This is a genomic window from Micromonospora sp. CPCC 206171 (assembly GCF_036906755.1).
Lineage (GTDB): Bacteria > Actinomycetota > Actinomycetes > Mycobacteriales > Micromonosporaceae > Micromonospora > Micromonospora purpureochromogenes.
In genome coordinates, this window is sequence record NZ_JBAKHT010000051.1 from 1 (window position 1) to 17,193 (window position 17,193).

General features: G+C 56.2%; 16 protein-coding genes. All 16 read left to right on the forward strand.

The genetic code is table 11. The annotated features are described in order from the left end of the window. Nucleotides 1–641: 641 nt before the first annotated feature. The 16 genes from V6U89_RS29790 to V6U89_RS29865 all read left to right on the forward strand — a co-directional run bounded on the left by V6U89_RS29790 (nucleotide 642) and on the right by V6U89_RS29865 (nucleotide 16,227). Nucleotides 642–1,001, forward strand: a complete 360-nt coding sequence (locus tag V6U89_RS29790) for a hypothetical protein (protein ID WP_334576582.1) — start codon at nucleotides 642–644, stop codon at nucleotides 999–1,001. Beyond that, a complete protein-coding gene (locus V6U89_RS29795; protein ID WP_334576584.1) occupies nucleotides 994–1,326 on the forward strand; it encodes a hypothetical protein in 333 nt (110 codons plus the stop codon). Before V6U89_RS29790 ends, V6U89_RS29795 begins: the two co-directional genes overlap by 8 nt. Before the next feature lie 444 nt (nucleotides 1,327–1,770). Continuing rightward, nucleotides 1,771–1,980 (forward strand): hypothetical protein, encoded by a 210-nt coding sequence (locus V6U89_RS29800; protein WP_334576586.1) that lies wholly within the window; start codon nucleotides 1,771–1,773, stop codon nucleotides 1,978–1,980. Then, the gene (locus V6U89_RS29805; RefSeq protein WP_334576588.1) at nucleotides 1,958–3,469 is read left to right on the forward strand and encodes a hypothetical protein; all 1,512 of its coding nucleotides are present in this window, start codon (nucleotides 1,958–1,960) and stop codon (nucleotides 3,467–3,469) included. Before V6U89_RS29800 ends, V6U89_RS29805 begins: the two co-directional genes overlap by 23 nt. A 107-nt stretch (nucleotides 3,470–3,576) precedes the next feature. Further along, on the forward strand, nucleotides 3,577–4,662 hold the full coding sequence (locus V6U89_RS29810; RefSeq protein ID WP_334576590.1) for a phage portal protein: 1,086 nt from the start codon (nucleotides 3,577–3,579) through the stop codon (nucleotides 4,660–4,662). Further along, nucleotides 4,655–5,344 (forward strand): HK97 family phage prohead protease, encoded by a 690-nt coding sequence (locus tag V6U89_RS29815; RefSeq protein WP_334576592.1) that lies wholly within the window; start codon nucleotides 4,655–4,657, stop codon nucleotides 5,342–5,344. Before V6U89_RS29810 ends, V6U89_RS29815 begins: the two co-directional genes overlap by 8 nt. A gap of 145 nt (nucleotides 5,345–5,489) precedes the next feature. Then, nucleotides 5,490–6,749, forward strand: coding sequence for a phage major capsid protein (locus V6U89_RS29820; RefSeq protein WP_334576594.1), 1,260 nt, complete (start codon nucleotides 5,490–5,492; stop codon nucleotides 6,747–6,749). A gap of 286 nt (nucleotides 6,750–7,035) precedes the next feature. Then, nucleotides 7,036–7,620 carry a hypothetical protein gene (locus V6U89_RS29825; RefSeq protein WP_334576596.1) on the forward strand — a complete coding sequence of 195 codons (585 nt, stop codon included), beginning with the start codon at nucleotides 7,036–7,038 and terminating at the stop codon, nucleotides 7,618–7,620. A gap of 424 nt (nucleotides 7,621–8,044) precedes the next feature. After that, nucleotides 8,045–8,206 carry a hypothetical protein gene (locus tag V6U89_RS29830; RefSeq protein WP_334576598.1) on the forward strand — a complete coding sequence of 54 codons (162 nt, stop codon included), beginning with the start codon at nucleotides 8,045–8,047 and terminating at the stop codon, nucleotides 8,204–8,206. Continuing rightward, nucleotides 8,203–8,928 carry a hypothetical protein gene (locus tag V6U89_RS29835; protein WP_334576601.1) on the forward strand — a complete coding sequence of 242 codons (726 nt, stop codon included), beginning with the start codon at nucleotides 8,203–8,205 and terminating at the stop codon, nucleotides 8,926–8,928. Before V6U89_RS29830 ends, V6U89_RS29835 begins: the two co-directional genes overlap by 4 nt. A gap of 36 nt (nucleotides 8,929–8,964) precedes the next feature. Next, nucleotides 8,965–9,408 carry a radical SAM protein gene (locus tag V6U89_RS29840; protein ID WP_334576603.1) on the forward strand — a complete coding sequence of 148 codons (444 nt, stop codon included), beginning with the start codon at nucleotides 8,965–8,967 and terminating at the stop codon, nucleotides 9,406–9,408. Nucleotides 9,409–9,889: 481 nt separating this feature from the next. Then, on the forward strand, nucleotides 9,890–10,222 hold the full coding sequence (locus tag V6U89_RS29845) for a hypothetical protein (RefSeq protein ID WP_334576605.1): 333 nt from the start codon (nucleotides 9,890–9,892) through the stop codon (nucleotides 10,220–10,222). Between the two features lie 123 nt (nucleotides 10,223–10,345). Continuing rightward, nucleotides 10,346–12,175: a hypothetical protein gene (locus tag V6U89_RS29850; RefSeq protein WP_334576607.1), complete on the forward strand. Its 1,830-nt coding sequence runs from the start codon at nucleotides 10,346–10,348 to the stop codon at nucleotides 12,173–12,175. Nucleotides 12,176–12,880: 705 nt separating this feature from the next. Continuing rightward, nucleotides 12,881–14,770 carry a hypothetical protein gene (locus V6U89_RS29855; RefSeq protein ID WP_334576608.1) on the forward strand — a complete coding sequence of 630 codons (1,890 nt, stop codon included), beginning with the start codon at nucleotides 12,881–12,883 and terminating at the stop codon, nucleotides 14,768–14,770. 9 nt (nucleotides 14,771–14,779) lie between these two features. After that, nucleotides 14,780–15,256, forward strand: coding sequence for a hypothetical protein (locus V6U89_RS29860; RefSeq protein ID WP_334576609.1), 477 nt, complete (start codon nucleotides 14,780–14,782; stop codon nucleotides 15,254–15,256). 344 nt (nucleotides 15,257–15,600) lie between these two features. Next, the gene (locus tag V6U89_RS29865; RefSeq protein WP_334576610.1) at nucleotides 15,601–16,227 is read left to right on the forward strand and encodes a hypothetical protein; all 627 of its coding nucleotides are present in this window, start codon (nucleotides 15,601–15,603) and stop codon (nucleotides 16,225–16,227) included. The last annotated feature ends 966 nt before the right edge of the window (nucleotides 16,228–17,193 follow it).

The window sequence follows — 17,193 nt, forward strand, 5'->3', positions numbered from 1 at the left end:
ACTGCCGGACGAATCCTCAGAACCGACGGATTACACGATCAACGTTCGAAGACGAGGCACTAGGCATGCTGTTCCATCCTCTCAGAATGGCTCCTAGCGCGTCTCTTCCGATCAGCACTGCACCAGTCTGCTTACGTGTCCTCAGGCATACGTCTGTGGCGTGACGATGCATCAGACCGAATACGGCAGAAGTCTTGGTGTTGAGCAGGCTTGGCCGGCTATGGACAAACAGAAGCAGCTCAGTCCTAATGTCGTCTGCTTCTAGCGGAACGTTACGCGAGTGATCTTCCCAGGTGATCTGTGCGGTTACCTTGTCGATGATCTCAATCAGATCAGCTCGGTAATCCTTGTGCTCAGGGTTAGCCCAATCCCAATTCATGCTGTGCCTCTTTCAGACGTATAGGTGCCTACGTCTAATCAATCGGCACTAAGCAGAATCAAACTCTTTGTGATCTTGGGCACACAGGCGCCAAATCCGCCTATTAAAAGGGTGCTAGCACAGTCCTATATAAGTAGAGGAGAAAGACGGGCACGCGCATATCAAGGCGGTGTCAGGTTGGAATGGTGGGAAAGCTGGGGTTGAGGCGCACTACTCCTCTGTGCGCCTCCCCTCATTTCATCAAAATCAGAGGAGAGCAAGAATGGCAACATTTGCATTCAATGAGACAGTGGCCGCAGCAAAGGTAGAGGACACCATCGGCAGGCCTGAGCGCCTGACCGAACTTGCAGAGTGGCTTGAGCCCTATGGCCTAGATCTAGATAACGTCACTGAGTTGTGGGTTGAGAAGTCAGGCGACAGATACGGCCTCTTCGCTACTGAACTACTTAAGCGTGACGGCAATCCTTACCTCTGTCCGGTCACTGCGCCTAATCTTGCTGCTCGTCAGATCAGGGTAAGGATTCACGCGGATAGCTGGCCTGAGTGGATGACGATCAGCAAGCCGAGCGAGAAGCGTGAGCTGCTATTCACCTTCACTCGTAAGGAGCAAGACAATGGCTGAAGTAACCGTATGGATTGAGGAAGACGGTACGCGCGTCTCCTACACAGCAGAGGAAGCCAGCAAGTCTGAGGCTATGCGTAAGGCAAAGAACTTCCTTACGGCTTTGCTAGCAGGCGACGAGGCTAAGCGTGAGCTGAACGGGAGTGTCATTAGCTCAGCCACTCCTATCAAGGTCACTCCTGCCGGACGTGAGGCTATCGAGCAGCTACGTAAGGCTGTGCGTAAGTCCGCTGATAGCTACAAGGTAATCAAGTTCGCTGAGGAGCTTGGCTATGAGCTGACCACGTGGCAGAAGGAAATGCTGCGTGGCTGGTTTAACGAGTAGGTAGCTATGGCTCGCAGTCCTGAGTACAGACGCCTACACACTGGCGCTGCCTACCTGCGTGCAAGGGAAGAGATGTTCCTCTTCTACGGATACACGTGCTGGCTATGCGGACACGATGGCGCTGACTCTGCTGACTACCTCGTGCCTGCCTCTATCGATCCGTACCAAGACGCTGCTGATCCTCACAACAAGAGGCCAGCACACGGGATCAACGGATGCCCTACATGTAAGCGCAAGTGCAATCAGAGCAGAGGCAACAGGGCACCAAGCATCCCACTAGTGACATCAGAGGATTGGTAATGAACATCCTTGCTCACATTGAAGCGCTGATGACGTATGCAGTGCATGCAGTCACCTACTTGAAGGCTCGGTTTTTTTAAGATCCTTCTCTTGGCGACCCCCATGCTCTTAGTCAAAAAATCTCCCCCCGCAGAGGAGCCAGCCATGATCGATCTTGTGGAAGTCATGCGTGATGGCACCTATGCAGAGCGCCTAGAAGCGCTGAGGGATCACCTGGCGGGCAGGCTAATTACCGCAGAATCACGCGAGGCAGCCGCCATCACAAAGGAATTGCGAGCCACCCTTGCTGAGCTTGAAAGGCTAGGAGTGGGAGGAGAGGAGTCCGAGCTAGATGACCTCCTCTCTGAAGATTAAGGGTTGCCAGACTCCTCGTATTGGGAACTTCCCTGAGGCTGAATTCACGACTGCTGGCGACAAGGCAATCAAGCTGGCTACCAAGCTCGGGATCAAGCTAGATCCTTGGCAGAAGTACGTGCTGCGGAACGCTCTAGCCGAGATCACAGATCCCGATGACCTAGAAGGCAAGATCTGGGCGGCACACACGGTTGGTCTGGTAGTTCCGAGACAGAACGGAAAGACGTTCGTTCTAATCGTTCTGATCCTGGCAGCGCTGTTCCTGTTCCATGAGAAGGTTCTTCTAACCTCTCAGAGGCTTGAGAACGCCGAGGCTGTGCTACTAGAGGTTGCTGACTTCATCGAGAATTCTCCTGCGAGCCTGGGACTCAAGAAGAAACTAGCTAGAAACTGGCTGCGTAAGAAGAACGGTTCACACAGGATCACGCTCAACACTGGCGCTGTCCTGATGGTGTGTGCCCGAGGAAACGCAGCCAGGTCAAAGACTATTGACCGCATCATTCATGACGAGGCCTACGACTACTCGGATGAGGATGAGGCTGCTCTTGGCTACACGCTGGCGGCCAGGCCGAATCCGCAAACGTGGTTCGTCTCTACGCCTCCTCTGACTGCGGCTGTAGATGGTCCGTTCAGTCGGCTACGAGCTGCCGGACACGCAGGCGAGACAGGTACGGCCTGGTTTGAATGGTCGATCGACCTGACCAAGCCGATTGAGACGCTAGACCTGAATGACCGCAAGCTTTGGGCTGAGGCCAATCCTGCCTACGGGCGCATCAAGGATCGGACCATCGAGGCTGAGATCAAGCGTTCCTCTCGGGCTGACTTCGCTCGTGAGCGTCTAGGCGTATGGCCTGTGAAGGCTGGTAACGCTCTTATCAAGTCTCCTGATTGGGAAGCGCTCAAGGATGAGCAGTCCAAGAGGCAGGGTGACATTGCGATTGCGGTTGACACCTGTGGAGCTGGTGACAAGGCCATGACTTCAATTGCCCTGTATGGCATCCGTGAGGATGGCCTAGGGCATCTTGAGGTAATCGAAAACCGGGCCGGTACCGATTGGGTAGTCAAGCGTCTCGGTGAGCTGAAGGAAAAGCACAATCCGGTAGCCATCGGCTTTGACGTAAAGGGTCCGATTGGCTCGCTCCTGATCGACCTACAGAAGGTCGGCTTCAAGGTTCCCGATGATCCTGAGGAGCCTGAGTATGGGGATCTGGCGATTCCTCGCTCTACGGAATTCTCTCCCGCTTGCGTTCAGTTTGTTGACGCAGTTATTCAGAAGACGTTCCGGCACAGGGGTCAGCTACAGCTAACCAATGCTGTTGCTGCGGCTAAGACACGCAAGGTTGGCGACTCCTGGGCATGGGATCGCTTCAAGAGCGAGACAGATATCAGCCCGCTAGTGGCAGCGACCCTAGCCCGCTGGGCTTATGAGACAAGAGCACATCTAGTCCAGCACGACTACGAAATTGAAAACTCACTTTGGTTCGGATAGGAGGTGATCCCGTGGGAGTCCTAAGTAGGTTCTCTAAGCGCCTAGGAACGGCTACGCGCGCTATCACCTGGGTTCCGTGGGATCGGGCCGGGCGGAGTGCTAGTCAGGTGACCGAGGACAACGCGCTAGGCCTGGTGCCGTACTTCTCGTGCGTGCGTCTGCTGGCCGATCAGGTCTCAGCCCTGCCGCTGCATGCGTACAGGGAGACGAGCGACGGTCAGAAGCTCAGGGCGGCTAACGTCCCTGTGCTGACACAGCCGGCGGCTGTGGTGCCACGTGTCCAGTGGGTCCGCCAGCTCGTAGCCAGCCTCGCTATCCGAGGCAACGCTTACGGCCTGGTGACTGCCAGGGACGAGCAGGGCTACCCGCTAGCTGTCGAGTGGCTGAATCCCGATGAGGTTTTCTGCGACGAGAGCAAGCCAACCCTGCCGCAGTATTACTGGCAGGGACAGCCTGTGCCTCGGGAAAACATCGTCCATATTCCTTGGTTCGTTCTGCCTGGCAAGGTGCGTGGCCTTTCGCCTATCGCAACCTTTGCCAACACGATTGGCGTAGGCCTGGCTGCCACTCAGTACGGTGCTTCCTGGTTTGAGAATGGCGGTACGCCTCCTGGCGTTTTCAAGAACAAGGAAAAGACGTTTACGCCTCAGCAGGCTCAGGATGTGTCTGAGAGCTTGTCTGTCGCCATCCGTGGCCGTAAGCCAATCGTGCATGGCTCTGATTGGGATTACACAGCCCTGAAGGTGTCGCCTGAGGAATCGCAGTTCATCCAGACAAAGAAGATGAACGCGACTGAGATTGCTGCCATTTTCGGTATCCCACCTGAGATGGTCGGTGGCGAGGCTGGCGGAACGCTGACCTACAACACGGTTGAAGGCAACGGCATCAACCTACTCAAGATTGCCTTGAATCCGATCCTAGTGCTCATTGAGTCCTACCTGTCCGAGCTGCTACCAGACGGCATGGTTGCTCAGTTCAACGTTGACGCTGTTGTCAGGGCTGACATCAAGACGCGATACGAGTCACACCAGATCGGTATTAACGCTGGCTTCCTGACTCCTAATGAGGCACGTGCCCTAGAGGATCTGCCGCCTCTTCCTGGCGGCGATGAGCTGAGGCCACTAACTAACACAACTCCTCAGTCGTCACCTGAGCCTGACGACAAGACAGATCAGGAGCAGACAGATGACTGACAACATCGAGAGGCGGTTTACGTCTCACGTCGTAGAGCTGCGTGCGGACGACAGCCGCAAGCGTATTGGTGGATATGCCGCTGTCTTCAACCGCTCGTCTCACAACCTCGGTGGCTTTGTTGAGGAAGTGAATACCTCAGCCTTCAACAAGTCTCGTGGCGACGGCTGGCCTGACGTTATGGCTCGTTTCCAGCATGACAACAACATGCTGCTAGGAACTACAGCCGCAGGAACGCTTGAGCTACAGGTAGACAAGCGTGGCCTCTACTACGTGGTTGATCCTCCTAAGTCTCGTGCCGACGTTCTAGAGCTTGTAGAGCGCCAGGACGTTAGGCAGTCCTCATTTGCCTTCAACACGCCGCAGGGTGGCGACGATTGGGGAATGACTGACGCAGGCTTCCCTAAGCGCACGCTGCTTTCAGTGAGGCTCATTGACGTAGCTCCTGTCATCGGTCCGGCATATCCGGATGCGACTGCTGGCCTACGTTCCCTGGCTCACAAGTTTGAAGCTGAGCTAGAGGAAGTGCGTTCCCTGGCCGAGCAGAACGAGCTACGGAAGTTCTTCGTACGCACGGATGGTCCTAAGGCTCCTGTGAAGCCTGCGGCTGAGGTAGCCAAGAAGAACGAGATTGCTCATCTGCGCATGCAGCTCCTAGAGAAGCAGCGCTTTTCCATCGACTAATTGAATAGCTAGGGCAGAGCGACACTCACCCTAAGAGTTCATTCAACTCGTCACCGACTGGTGGCGGGTTTCTTTTTGCGTATCCGAGGCAGGGCGAAACCCACCTCACTAGTTATCTAATCCATTTCTATTAAGGGGTTTCCCTATGTCTGAAATTGCAAAGCGTCTACACGAGACGCGTAACCGCACCCTTGAGCAGGCAAAGGCTCTGCTTGACCGTGCCGATGGTGAGAACCGTAACCTTGATGGCGAAGAGTCGCGTCAGTGGGATTCGCTGAACGCTGAGGTCGAGGCCATCGACAAGCGCATCAAGACCATCCTTGATGGTGAGAAGCGCGCCAAGGATGCTGAGGCTTCTTTCGCTGCTTTCCGTGGCGAGCCTGCTCCTCAGAAGCCAGGCGACGAGAAGCGCAACCTGACCAACGCTGAGCTGCGTTCCTTCCTGACTGGTGCCGACAACGCTCCTCGCAACTTCGTAGTTGCGCCTGAGGGTCAGGTTGACTACCGCGACCTTGTAAAGGGCACTGCGTCTGCTGGTGGTAACACTGTTCCTACTAGCTTCTACAACCGCCTTGTCGAGCACATGATTGAGACTTCCGGTCTGCTTCAGGCTGGTGTCACAATCCTCAACACTGGTAGCGGTGAGAACCTTCAGATTCCGAAGACAACCGCTTACTCGACTGCTACGCGTACTGCTGAAGGTGCCACTATCGCTGAGTCTGATCCTGCTTTCGGTCAGGTGACTCTAAGCGCGTATGACTACACGATCCTCATGGAGGTATCGCGTCAGCTCGTGCGTGACACTGGCGTTGACCTAGAGGGCTTCCTTGCTCGTCAGGCTGGTCGTGCCCTGGGTAACGCTTTCGGCAACGAGATGGTAAACGGTACTGGCTCTAGCCAGCCGCGAGGCATCCTGCTTGACGCGACTGTCGGCAAGACTGGTCCGACCGGTACTACTACTGGTTTCGGTACGCAGAGCACTGTTGGTCAGGGTGGAGATCTTCTGATCGACCTGTACCACTCGGTTATCTCGCCTTACCGCACCAGCAAGTCTTGCGGCTGGGTCATGAATGACCAGACTGCGGCGAGCGTACGCAAGCTGAAGAACAGCCAGGGTGACTACATCTGGCAGGCTGCTCTTTCTCTGGGTGCTCCTGACACCATCCTCGGCAAGCCGGTTCACATTGATCCGTTCATGCCTGCTCCTGCGGCTAACGCCAAGTCGATCCTTTTCGGTGACTTCTCGGCGTACTACGTCCGCATGGTCGGTGGCGTTGAATTCCAGCGCAGCGATGATTTCGCCTTCAACCGCAACATGGTTGCGTACCGCGCAATCCTGTCGGCTGACGCAGCTCTGACCGATCTGACTGGTGCCGTAAAGGTATTCCAGCACTCGGCTACCTGATCCGACTGAGAGCCAGGGTGATTCCTCTATGGGGTCACCCTGGCTTTCTTCTATCGCTTAAGGAGACGAGCAATGAAGGTACGTCTTACAGGGGATCTTTCCGGTACCCGCAATAACAAGCCTTGGCCGCCACGCGGCTCAGAGATGGTGCTTCCCGACGAGGAAGGCGCTCAGCTTTGTGCTCATGGAATGGCTGTGCCAGTGGTTGAGGACAAGACTGAAAAGGCTGTCGCCAAGGATGACTCCGAGAAGCGCGTAAGGCCTGCAACCAGGAAGAGGTAAGGCTATGGCGCTAGGCGACTCATACGCGACGCTCGCAGAATTCAAGAGCTACATCACCAGCTACACGAGCAACAGTAGTGATGCGGAAATCACGGAATGTCTGACCGCAGCCTCGCGAGAGATTGAGCGCTACTGCTACCGGCAGTTCAACAGCGCCACTACTCCTACAACCCGCTTCTACGAGACGCGCAATATCTGGACTCTGCTAGTCGATGACTTCCATACGACTACAGGCCTCGTAGTGAAGGTGGGAGACACCACCCTTACCGCAGAGCAGTACAAGGTAGAGGCTCCATCGCTGACAGCGGCAGGAGATCCCTACTACAGGATTCGTGCCCGAGACGGATACAACTGGCCGGTCTACTACGGCGCACACGAGGTAGAGGTTACTGCGGCATGGGGCTGGGCTGCTGTTCCTACTGCCGTTCATAAGGCCTGCATGGTGCTGGCTAACGAAACCCTGCTGGTTGTTCGCGATTACCCGTTCGGAATTAGCACCAAGCAGAACGGCGCAACGTTCGCGCGTAGCAACCCTGCCGTAGCTAAGTGGCTCGCACCGTACCGCAGGCTAGATGGGGTGGTGGCGTAATGGCTCCCACGATTGTTGAAGTAATGGATGCCATTGAGGCAGCCCTAGCCACAATCCCTGATCTGAATACTTCTGACGCTGAGCCTGGGCAAGTCGCTACTCCTATGGCTTTCGCTGGCCTGCCTCAGAGAATCGATCCTCACCAGACCATGAGGCGAGGCTTTCAGGGCTTGGAATTCACGGTAACGGTTGTCGTCTCATCAGCAGCAGATGCCGTATCCAGCCAGAAGGCACTAGCCGCCTATCTAGATGCGACTGGTTCTAAGTCTGTGGTTTCGGCACTTGAGGCAGACAAGACGCTTGGTGGTGTCGTTAGTGACTGCACTGTCGGTGACATCCTCATTGATCCGTCTGTGCGAGTAGGTGAAGCCGAATACTTCGGTGCCATCTTCGCTGTCCGCATCTCTGCACGAGGGAATTAGACATGACTACATACAAGGTAATTGGCATCTGCACGGTTGCTGGCAAGAAGCGCGGTGAGGTTGTCGAGCTTGACCCTGAGCTAATCAACATTGAGGCACTAGTTGAGGCAGGGCACATCGAGCCAGTCACAGCGAGGCCAGGAAAGAAGGAGGCTTCAAAGTGACTACGTTCGCACTGACAGACGCAACGATCTGGGTTGCTGGCTATGACTTCACAGGCGATTCAAACGAGGTAGCTCTCAGCGCCTCAGCAGACGAGCTGGATTGCACAACCTTTGGCTCTGGTGGATTCCGTGCCCGTAAGGCAGGGCTCAAGTCGGTAGAGGCTCGGGTAGCCGGCTACTGGGATGCCGGACCTGGCGCGGTTGACGCTGAGGCCTTCAACGGCCTGGCCGTAGCTGACCGCGTAGTGACCATCGCTCCTAGCAACGCTGAGACGACTCCTGCCTACATGTTCCGAGGCGGCCAGTTCAGCTACGAGCTGTTCGGCCAGGTAGGGGAAATGACTCCCTTCTCGCTGAACATGCTCAACACCAACTCGCAGGGGCTCATCCGAGGCCAGGTAGCCAAGGCCAAGGGCAGCGTGTCTACGGCTGGTCCTCTCGGCTCAGTGGTCAACCTAGGCCCTGTAGCGGCCAATCAGTACCTCTACGCGGCGCTGCATGTCTTCTCGGCTGGCACCACTCTGAATCTGCAAATCCAGTCGGACAATGCTGCTGGATTCGCTACGCCAACCACTGTGACGACGCTGCCACCAGTGACCGTAGCCGGCGGCACATGGATGGTTCGTGTGCCTGGTCCTCTGACTGACACTCACTACCGATTCAACGTGTCAGGTGTAGCCCTTCCTTTCACTGTTGCCGCCGCAATCGGCATCGGCAGCTAACCAGATATTCCTTCCTCGGTCACCGGATGACTTCCGGTGGCCTTTTTCATGCACAAATTAGGGAGTCTCACTATGGGATCTTTTGCTTTCACCGATGCCACCGTAACCGTTAATGGCGTCGATCTTTCCGACTGGATTACTCAGGTGAGTATCAGCATCAGCGCTGACGAGCTTGACGACACAGCAATGGGTGACACCTACCGTTCCCGCATCAGTGGCCTCAAGGACTGGTCGGTCACTCTTGAGTTCAACGCTGACTTTGTTGCGGGTGCTGTAGACGCAACCATCTGGCCTCTGTTCGGCACCGTAACCACTGTGACCGTTAAGGCCACGTCGGCTGCCAACTCGGCTACCAACCCGCAGTATTCAGGATCGGTCCTGGTGTCTCAGGTCAACCCGATTGGCAACAGCGTCGGTGACAAGGCGACTGTTTCCGTTACGTGGCCTGGTGCTGGTGCTCTGAGCCGTCTGACTGCCTGATTGGAGGCAGCTATGGGGCTTGGTCTGAACATGCCTAGTGGTGCCGAGCTGTACCGGCTGAGTAATCAGCTCAAGCAGCTCGGCAACACAGGTCTAGGTAGAGAAATGGACAGGCGGCTAAAGACTGCTACCAAGCCTCTGAAGCCAGCCGTAGAGGCTGAGGTAGATCAGGTCATGCCTAGTGGCTATGCACCTGTCCTCAGCAAGTCTCTGCAATTCCGTATGTCTAGCAAGACTCGTAGCCAGTCAACAGAGTTGCGCTACAAGGTCTATGGGGATGGACAGCAGGAACGCAGAGATATTCCGACCCTGAACAAGGGAACACTGCGCAGCCCTAGAGGACGTAAGCGGCAGACCTGGGTTAACCAGAAGATCCGTGCCGGATTTGTAGATCAGCCACTAGAGCGTCTAGCGCCGGCTGTCCGTAGAGAGATGGCTCTCGTGCTTCAAGACGTAGCCGACCATTTGAGGAGATAGGTAAATGACTGCAATCATCATCAAGCTCGCTGCCGCTGACGCTGACCGTTTCGGGCTGGCTGAGGTTTCGTGTGATCCCTTCAACCTGAACTTTCAGGAGATCCGAGCACTGCGCAATGAGGTAGGCCTGAACCTGGCTGAGTTCATCGACCTGTGCCGCAACCAGGCGGAATGGTATTACGCGCTGGGAGTCATCATCTGGCTAGGGCTAATCCGTGCCGGTGAGCGCGTTCCGTTCGCTGACTTCAACGCAGACGTAATGAATGCGGACCTAAGCAGGGACGAGGCAGCGGCAGACCCAAACTCTTTGGCCCCGGATGGGGCCAGCAGCAACTAGAGGAAATCATGCCTCTCTTCACCCTGCATTTGAGGCTGAAGCCAGACGAGATCGAGCAGATGTCTATTCCTCGGTTCAACCGCTATAGGGCGCTGCTTGAGCAGATCCTAGAGAGGCAAAACAATGGCAGATAAGCGGGAATTCCTGTTCAACTTCTTCGCCAGGGAGAACGTCTCAGCCAACCTGAAGAAGGCTGGGCAGGCGGTAGGCAATCTGGGTGATGACTTCACAGATGCCGGTAAGGCTGCTGACAAGCTTGAGACTGAGATCAGCGACGTAGAGAAGTCACTACGTGCCTTGGCTGTGCAATTCACCAATACCGGCGATGACAAGTTCTTCAAGCAGATCCGTGAGGGTGAAAAGGAGCTACGCAAGCTCAAGAAGACGAGCAAGCTGGTCAGTGGCCTCGGTGAGGACATGGCTGAAGGCGTCAGCCTTACCTTCTCTCAGCGTCTTGGTCCTCTGCTTGCCTCTGCTCCTGTAGGTCCGGCTGGTCTGGCTCTAGGCGCTGCTATGGCTCCCACATTGGGTGCTGCTGTAGCTGGTGCCGTTGTCGGTGGAGCTGGTATCGGTGGCGTTGTCGGTGGTCTGGTCCTGGCGTCCAAGAACCCTGCCGTCAAGGCTGCTGGCAAGTCGCTAGGCCAGGAGATGTCGCAGGAGCTTGAAGAGAGCGCACAGGTTTTCGTCAAGCCAGCCCTAGAGGGAATCGGCATTGTCCGTAAGGGATTCCGAGAGATCAAGCCTGAGATTGACAACATCTTTGGTGACTCCTCTCAGTTCGTAAAGCCTCTAGTGACAGGTGCCGTAAAGGGTGCTCAGTCGATCGTTGAAGGCGTGGCCGATGCCGTACACGAGGCAGGGCCGGTAATTGACGCTTTCGGTCGAGGCTTTGAGGAGATCGGGGGCGCAGTTGGGGAAGTCTTCTCAACCCTGTCTGAGGATGCCGATGAAGGCGCTAGCGCCATCGATGACCTAACCATGTCCACTAAGAATTTCATTCTGGTCACTGGTGATCTCATTCATGGTGTGGCTCAGGTAAAGGGCTGGCTTGACACTCTAGACGAGAAGATCGATGAAACGAGATTCAAGCTAGAGGATCGTACTGGCTGGGACATTACTGCTGACGGCATGAGCACTGCCGAGAGGCGCGCTAAGGATCTGGCAGCCGCACAGGCTGACGTTAGAGAGAAACTTGACTTCTCAGCACAGGCGGCACGCGGTCAGGTATCGGCACTCGATGAACTAGCCGATTCCCTACGTGCTCAGACCGATCCGACCTTTGCCCTGATTGAGGCTCAGGATGACTTGTCCGGGGCTCAGAAGACGTACAACGACGCTGTTGCCGAGCATGGCCGTAAGTCGCCTGAAGCACAGAAGGCCTTGCGGGATATGGCTGCTGCGGCAATCACGTTGCAGGGTGCTGCTGGTAGTGCTGCTGGCACATTCAACGGCTCTCTGACTCCTGCTATGCGAGCAACCCTGAAGTCTGCTGGTCTGACCGAGACTGAGATTAACGATCTAGAAAAGCAGTTCCGTGAGGCTAAGGCTGCCGGTGAAAGGTTCGCCAAGAACTACAAAGCTCACGCGACGATTGCATGGGAAGTCCTACCTAACGGCGCGACATTCCAGAATGGCGTGCCTTCTTACAACTTCCCAGCTCGTGCCTCTGGTGGTCCGGTTAAGGCTGGTCAGCCATACCTAGTCGGTGAGGAAGGCCCTGAGCTTGTCACCCCGACTAAGGACGGTTACGTACACGATGCTGCCAAAACCGCCGGAATGATGGCTGGCGGAACGGCTGGCGGCTCCTCAATGGGAAGTGGCGGCACGTCGATTGTCATCAACCATTTGGAGCTACCGGGCGTTCAGGATGTCGCTCGCCTTGTGGAAGAGCTACGGAAATACGTTCGTTTGAACGCTCAGGGCAACGCTCAGGTTGCATTCGGTGGGAGGTGAGTCATGGCTTTTCCAACAACTCCGCTGCCCGTTCAGGTGCAGCTAGCGCTTGGCGCTGACCTCACTGCCGATCCTGCAAGCTGGACATGGACTGACGTTACGGCGTACGTGCGGCTGGCAGGCAGGATTAGCTACACAGCCGGCAAGCCTAATGAGGGCAGCGAAACTCAGCCTGCCCACTGCACTCTACGTTTCGATAACACGGATGGCAGGTTCACACCACGCAACCCTCTTGGTGCCTACTACGGCCAGCTTAATAAAAACACTCCTGTCAGGATTCGTGTAAATGGCGGTAGCGGCTACGTAACTAGGTTCTCTGGCTACGTAGCCGCCTGGCCTGTCAGGTGGGACAAGTCGGCTAATGACTCGACTGTGCCGCTAGACGCATACGGAATCCTTTCAAGACTTGGACGTAGCAAGGCATCTGGACAATCGCCATTGAGGCGGACGATTGCGGCAACCAATCCTGTTGCCTACTGGGCGATTGAGGATGGCGTAACAGCCGATCAGGCAGGCTCGGCGGTTAATGGGCAAGCTCCACTTGCCGTTACGGGAACAGTGACATTCAAGGCAGTTGAGGATTACGTCTACAACACAACCACAACACGCTACGGCACTTCCGCACTTGCCAACCTCGCCGGTGGCGGAAGTATGTCCGCTCCTCTGCCTCCTAATGCGACTGCCGCCACCAGCTCAGCATGGACGGTGCTCGTCACTACCAAGGTAGACACCACAACTACCTCGGGTGATGTCGTGCTGATGGAATGGGAGACGCCAGAAGGAACCTTTGTTAAGTGGCGGCTGGTGTCGCTGGCGATTGGCACGACGCAGCTCATTGCCTACAACGCCTCTGGTGCTGCCACAGTGGTCCTCGATCGTGGATCTCAGCGGACTAGCTTTGACACCTTTGCCGTGAGCGCATACCAGTCTGGCGGCAATATCAACGTAGCCCTTTATACGTCGTCTTCTGGTGAGCCAACTGGTTCTGTCGCTGGCACCTTGACGGGAATCACCAGGATAACGGTGAATCCAACAGGTGCGACATGCACAGTAGACATGCCGTTTGGGCATTTGACGGTATGGTCCACCAGCAGTCCGCCTCTCCAAATGGGTGCTGCCCTCGACTCGCATGGACGCTTCGTGTGGGATGCCCTGCGTTCCCACGTGAGCGAGACGGCAACCGTGCGGTTAAACCGTCTCGCCGCTGAGGACGGATTCAGCCTAACCATGCCGACTGTTTCTGCTGAATTCATTCAGCGGATGGGTTGGCAGCCTGTGGCTACCGGGCTGAGCCTCTACCAGCAGACGGAGGATGCCGATCAGGGAATGCTTTATGAGGATGGCTTTGGCCTGGGCTACCTGCCAAGGGAATTCCGGTACAACCCTACGGTTGCCCTGGCGTTGGATTACGACCAAGGCCACATTGCCGAGCCTCCTGAGCCGACAGACGATGACCAGCAGCTTCGTAATCGCTGGACTGTCTCGCGTACAGAAGGCTCATCCGCTGTGGCTCAGGACGCTGACAGTATTGCCACTGTTGGCCTCTTTGACTCTTCAATTCAGGTCAACCACAACAACGACGCGACGCTAGCTGACCATGCTAATTGGAGAGTTCATCTCGGCACGGTAGACGAGATGCGCTGGCCGAAAATCTCGCTCAACCTTGCTCGTTCGCCTGGTCTGATCACTCAGTGGTTGTCGTGCTCCATCGGTTCCCGCATCACGATTGCCAATCTGCCGTCTCAGGTTGCTGGTGACGCTGTTGACCTGATCATTGAAGGCTATAGCGAGACGTTCAGTGAGTACGAATGGACGGTTGAGCTGAACTGCTCACCTGCAAAGCCTTGGCTGATCGCAGAGGCAGACGGTTCGGCTCGTGTGGATTCTGACTCCTCTGCTCTAGCTGGTGATATCACCAGCTCGGCAACGAGCCTGCAAGTTACATCAGAGCCTTTTGACGTATGGACAACCAGTGCGTCTGACCTACCAATTCCGATCCTGGTAGGTGGCGAGCGGATGACCGTATCAGCGATCGGTCCGCCGGCAAGGCTGAACGAGGAAGCGCTTTTCGAGTCCAAGGTATCCCCTTGGACTAGCCCGGACGGCGCAGGCGTCACCCATTCGACGGTACGGGCACACAGCGGTACTGGCTCAATGCTGCTAACTCCGACCGGCGGCACATCGCTGGCGCGAGTCGAGACGGAGTTAATGCCCATTGTCGCTACTCACAGGTTTACGGGAACAGCATGGGTTTGGTGTTCAGTCGCGCGCACCGTTGACCTCTACATTGCATGGTTTAACGGAACAACATTTATTAGCTCCGAAATCTCGTCTCCCAGCATTTCGGCGAGTACTTGGGTGCCGCTCGGAATAGGGCTGCCAAGAACTGCACCAGAAGGTGCCACGCAAGCAAGGTTTGGCATTCGGCTTGCCGGCACGCCTCCCGTAGGGCACACCCTGTGGATCGATGAGGCGTTCTTCTTTGGCGTAGATCAGCAGACGTTCACTGTCGTCAGATCAGTCAACGGAATTAGTAAGTCTCATCTTGCCGGTACTCCTGTCAGGGTTGCCAATCCGGCAGTAGTCGCATTGTGAGGAGTAATCATGTTTTCACCAGGAATGATTCTGACACCAGCAAGGCTTAACGCTCCAACAGCGTATAAGACGAGCGACACGTCTAGGACATTAACGACCACCCTGACCGCTGATCCTGATTTGAGCGTGTCAGTAATCGCCAATGCGGTCTATGTAGTGAGCCTGTACGCGCCACACACCTATGACGCCTTGTGTGACTTCAAGTTCTCTTGGACGGCTCCGACCGGATCGGCTATGACCAACTGGACAGCGGATTGGCGCACAGTCGATGGCACCGAGATTTCCGGCGCGTTCTCCACGCTGAGTACTGTCGTGCCCCTCACTTCGGCGTCAGGCACCTTCACTCAGCCGTTGTGGGCGCATGGCCTGCTGGTCGTGGGTGGTACTGCCGGAACATTCGGGATGACATGGGCGCAGAATACTTCCCACGCAAATGCGGCGACCGTGAAAACTGGGTCGCTGCTGCGGCTGGAAAGGGTCGCGTAACTAGTTCAAGCCTTGGAGGCTGTTTGGAGGAAAGGCCTATGGGCATGGAATTTTGGGTAGCCGCAGGCATTATCCTCGGTGTCGTATTTTCAGTTATTACTCTCGTCACAATGATCGGCAGACCTCTGCGCAAGTTAGCCAGACAGAACGATGAATTTCGTGAGGACTGGTATGGAGTAGCGGCTAGGCCTGGCCGAGCTGCTATCCCTGGCGTGCCAGAGCGCCTAGCCAGGATTGAAAAGGAACTGAATCCTAACGGCGGATCGACGCTACGAGACAAGGTAGACCGCATTGAACAGAGGCTTGATGATCACATCAACGGTCACGGCGTATAGGAGGTTGACATGGCCTGGTATTTGAATACAGCTCTAACCAACTTTCGCAGAGCCGTCAACGAGAAGTATCCCAACAGGGATAAGGCCTCAGATGGAACGATTGGAGACGCTGATCATCTGTCTCGTTCCTCGGACCATAACGAAGATCCTGACGGATCGGTTGATGCCTGGGACATGGATGTAGATCTGCGCTCAGGCAATGATCCTGCGGCTATCGAGGAGCTAAAGCGAGTCTTTCAGGCTCACGAGTCGTCTCGGTACTGGATTCACAACGGGAAGATTGCCAGCCGTACGGACGGCTGGAAGAGGCGTGACTACACAGGTAAGAATCCGCACGATAAGCACGTGCATTGGAATACGCGTGAGTCCCATGAGGACAGCGCTAAGCCGTGGTTCCCTAAGTCGGTTCCACTGCCAACCCAGGAGGTAAATGTGCAGAACCTAGTCCTTGCTCGTGAAGAGAAGACCGCTGAGGTTTTCGTTGGCAATGGCATCACACGTAGGCATGTCAAGAATGAAGCCGAGCTTGAAGGCCTTCAGTATTGGATCAAGAAGCGAGGCGGCGACCCGACTGTCTACCTCTTCAAGCCTGGCACCATCGGCGTACTTGGTGTGGTTGCCAAGGACGCTAAGTGAGTGCTCTCAGAGCCCCTAAAAGATCCATCACGCATAACAGAAGCCCCTTACCTTCATCACGAGGGTAAGGGGCTTTCTGTGTTTCTAGGCTCGTGTCTTCTGCCTGCCCTGGTGAGGGATGGTGCTGCTGAGCTTCCTCAGCCCTGCCTTCTGTACGTAGATCTCTCGTCGCCTGGTGGCGTCTCCTCGGGCGTTCAGCTCGTAGCCTTCAAGCCAGATCCAGCCCTCATACGTCGCCAGCTCCAACACACGGATGAGACGGAACCTGATCGGCCGTACGAACTGCGGTGAGGCAGCTCGTGTCACATGGAGCAGGTCACCTGGCTTCACTGGCTCTCCTGTCTCGCCACGCTCGTAGCGTCTCGCCTGCGGCCACCAGGCGCACACACGAGCCGTCAGGCTGGCAGCGCCTACAGGTGTTGCGGGTATGGAAGTCGATCACGTAGCCAGCCATGATCACGAGGAACGGCGGACCAGGCTCGGCCTCAACCCTCACGGCTCGGCCTCTGCAAGTTCCGGCGCATGGTCTGGCTAGCGCGCCACTCACCAGTCTTGGTCAGTAGAGGCCTCTCTAGCGGCACCACACGGGTTGAGGCGTTCCATGCGGGCCGGTTGATAGCCGGCGGCTGGTTGGTGCCGTACGCGCCTCCTCGGTGGCTGTAGATGGTGGCTGGCTGAACTTGGTCGATGGGCTCTTCTCTGCGCTGGAACCATTTGAACCTAGGCATGCGTGCAGGGTAGGTGACTAGAGCGTGTGATCACTAGGCGTCCATCAACTTGATACGTGACTAGGTGGCAGACGCCTAGCGTCCCTGGCATGACGAGGAAGCTCAGGCTGGTGGGGTCCGCAGAGATCCGGACCATGCTTGGTGGCGTCTCTCGGCAGCGCGTCTACCAGATCACGGGACCGCCCCGGGTTTGGTTGACTCGCGGGGTTGAGTGGTTCAGGCCGCGTGTGCGGGCCTG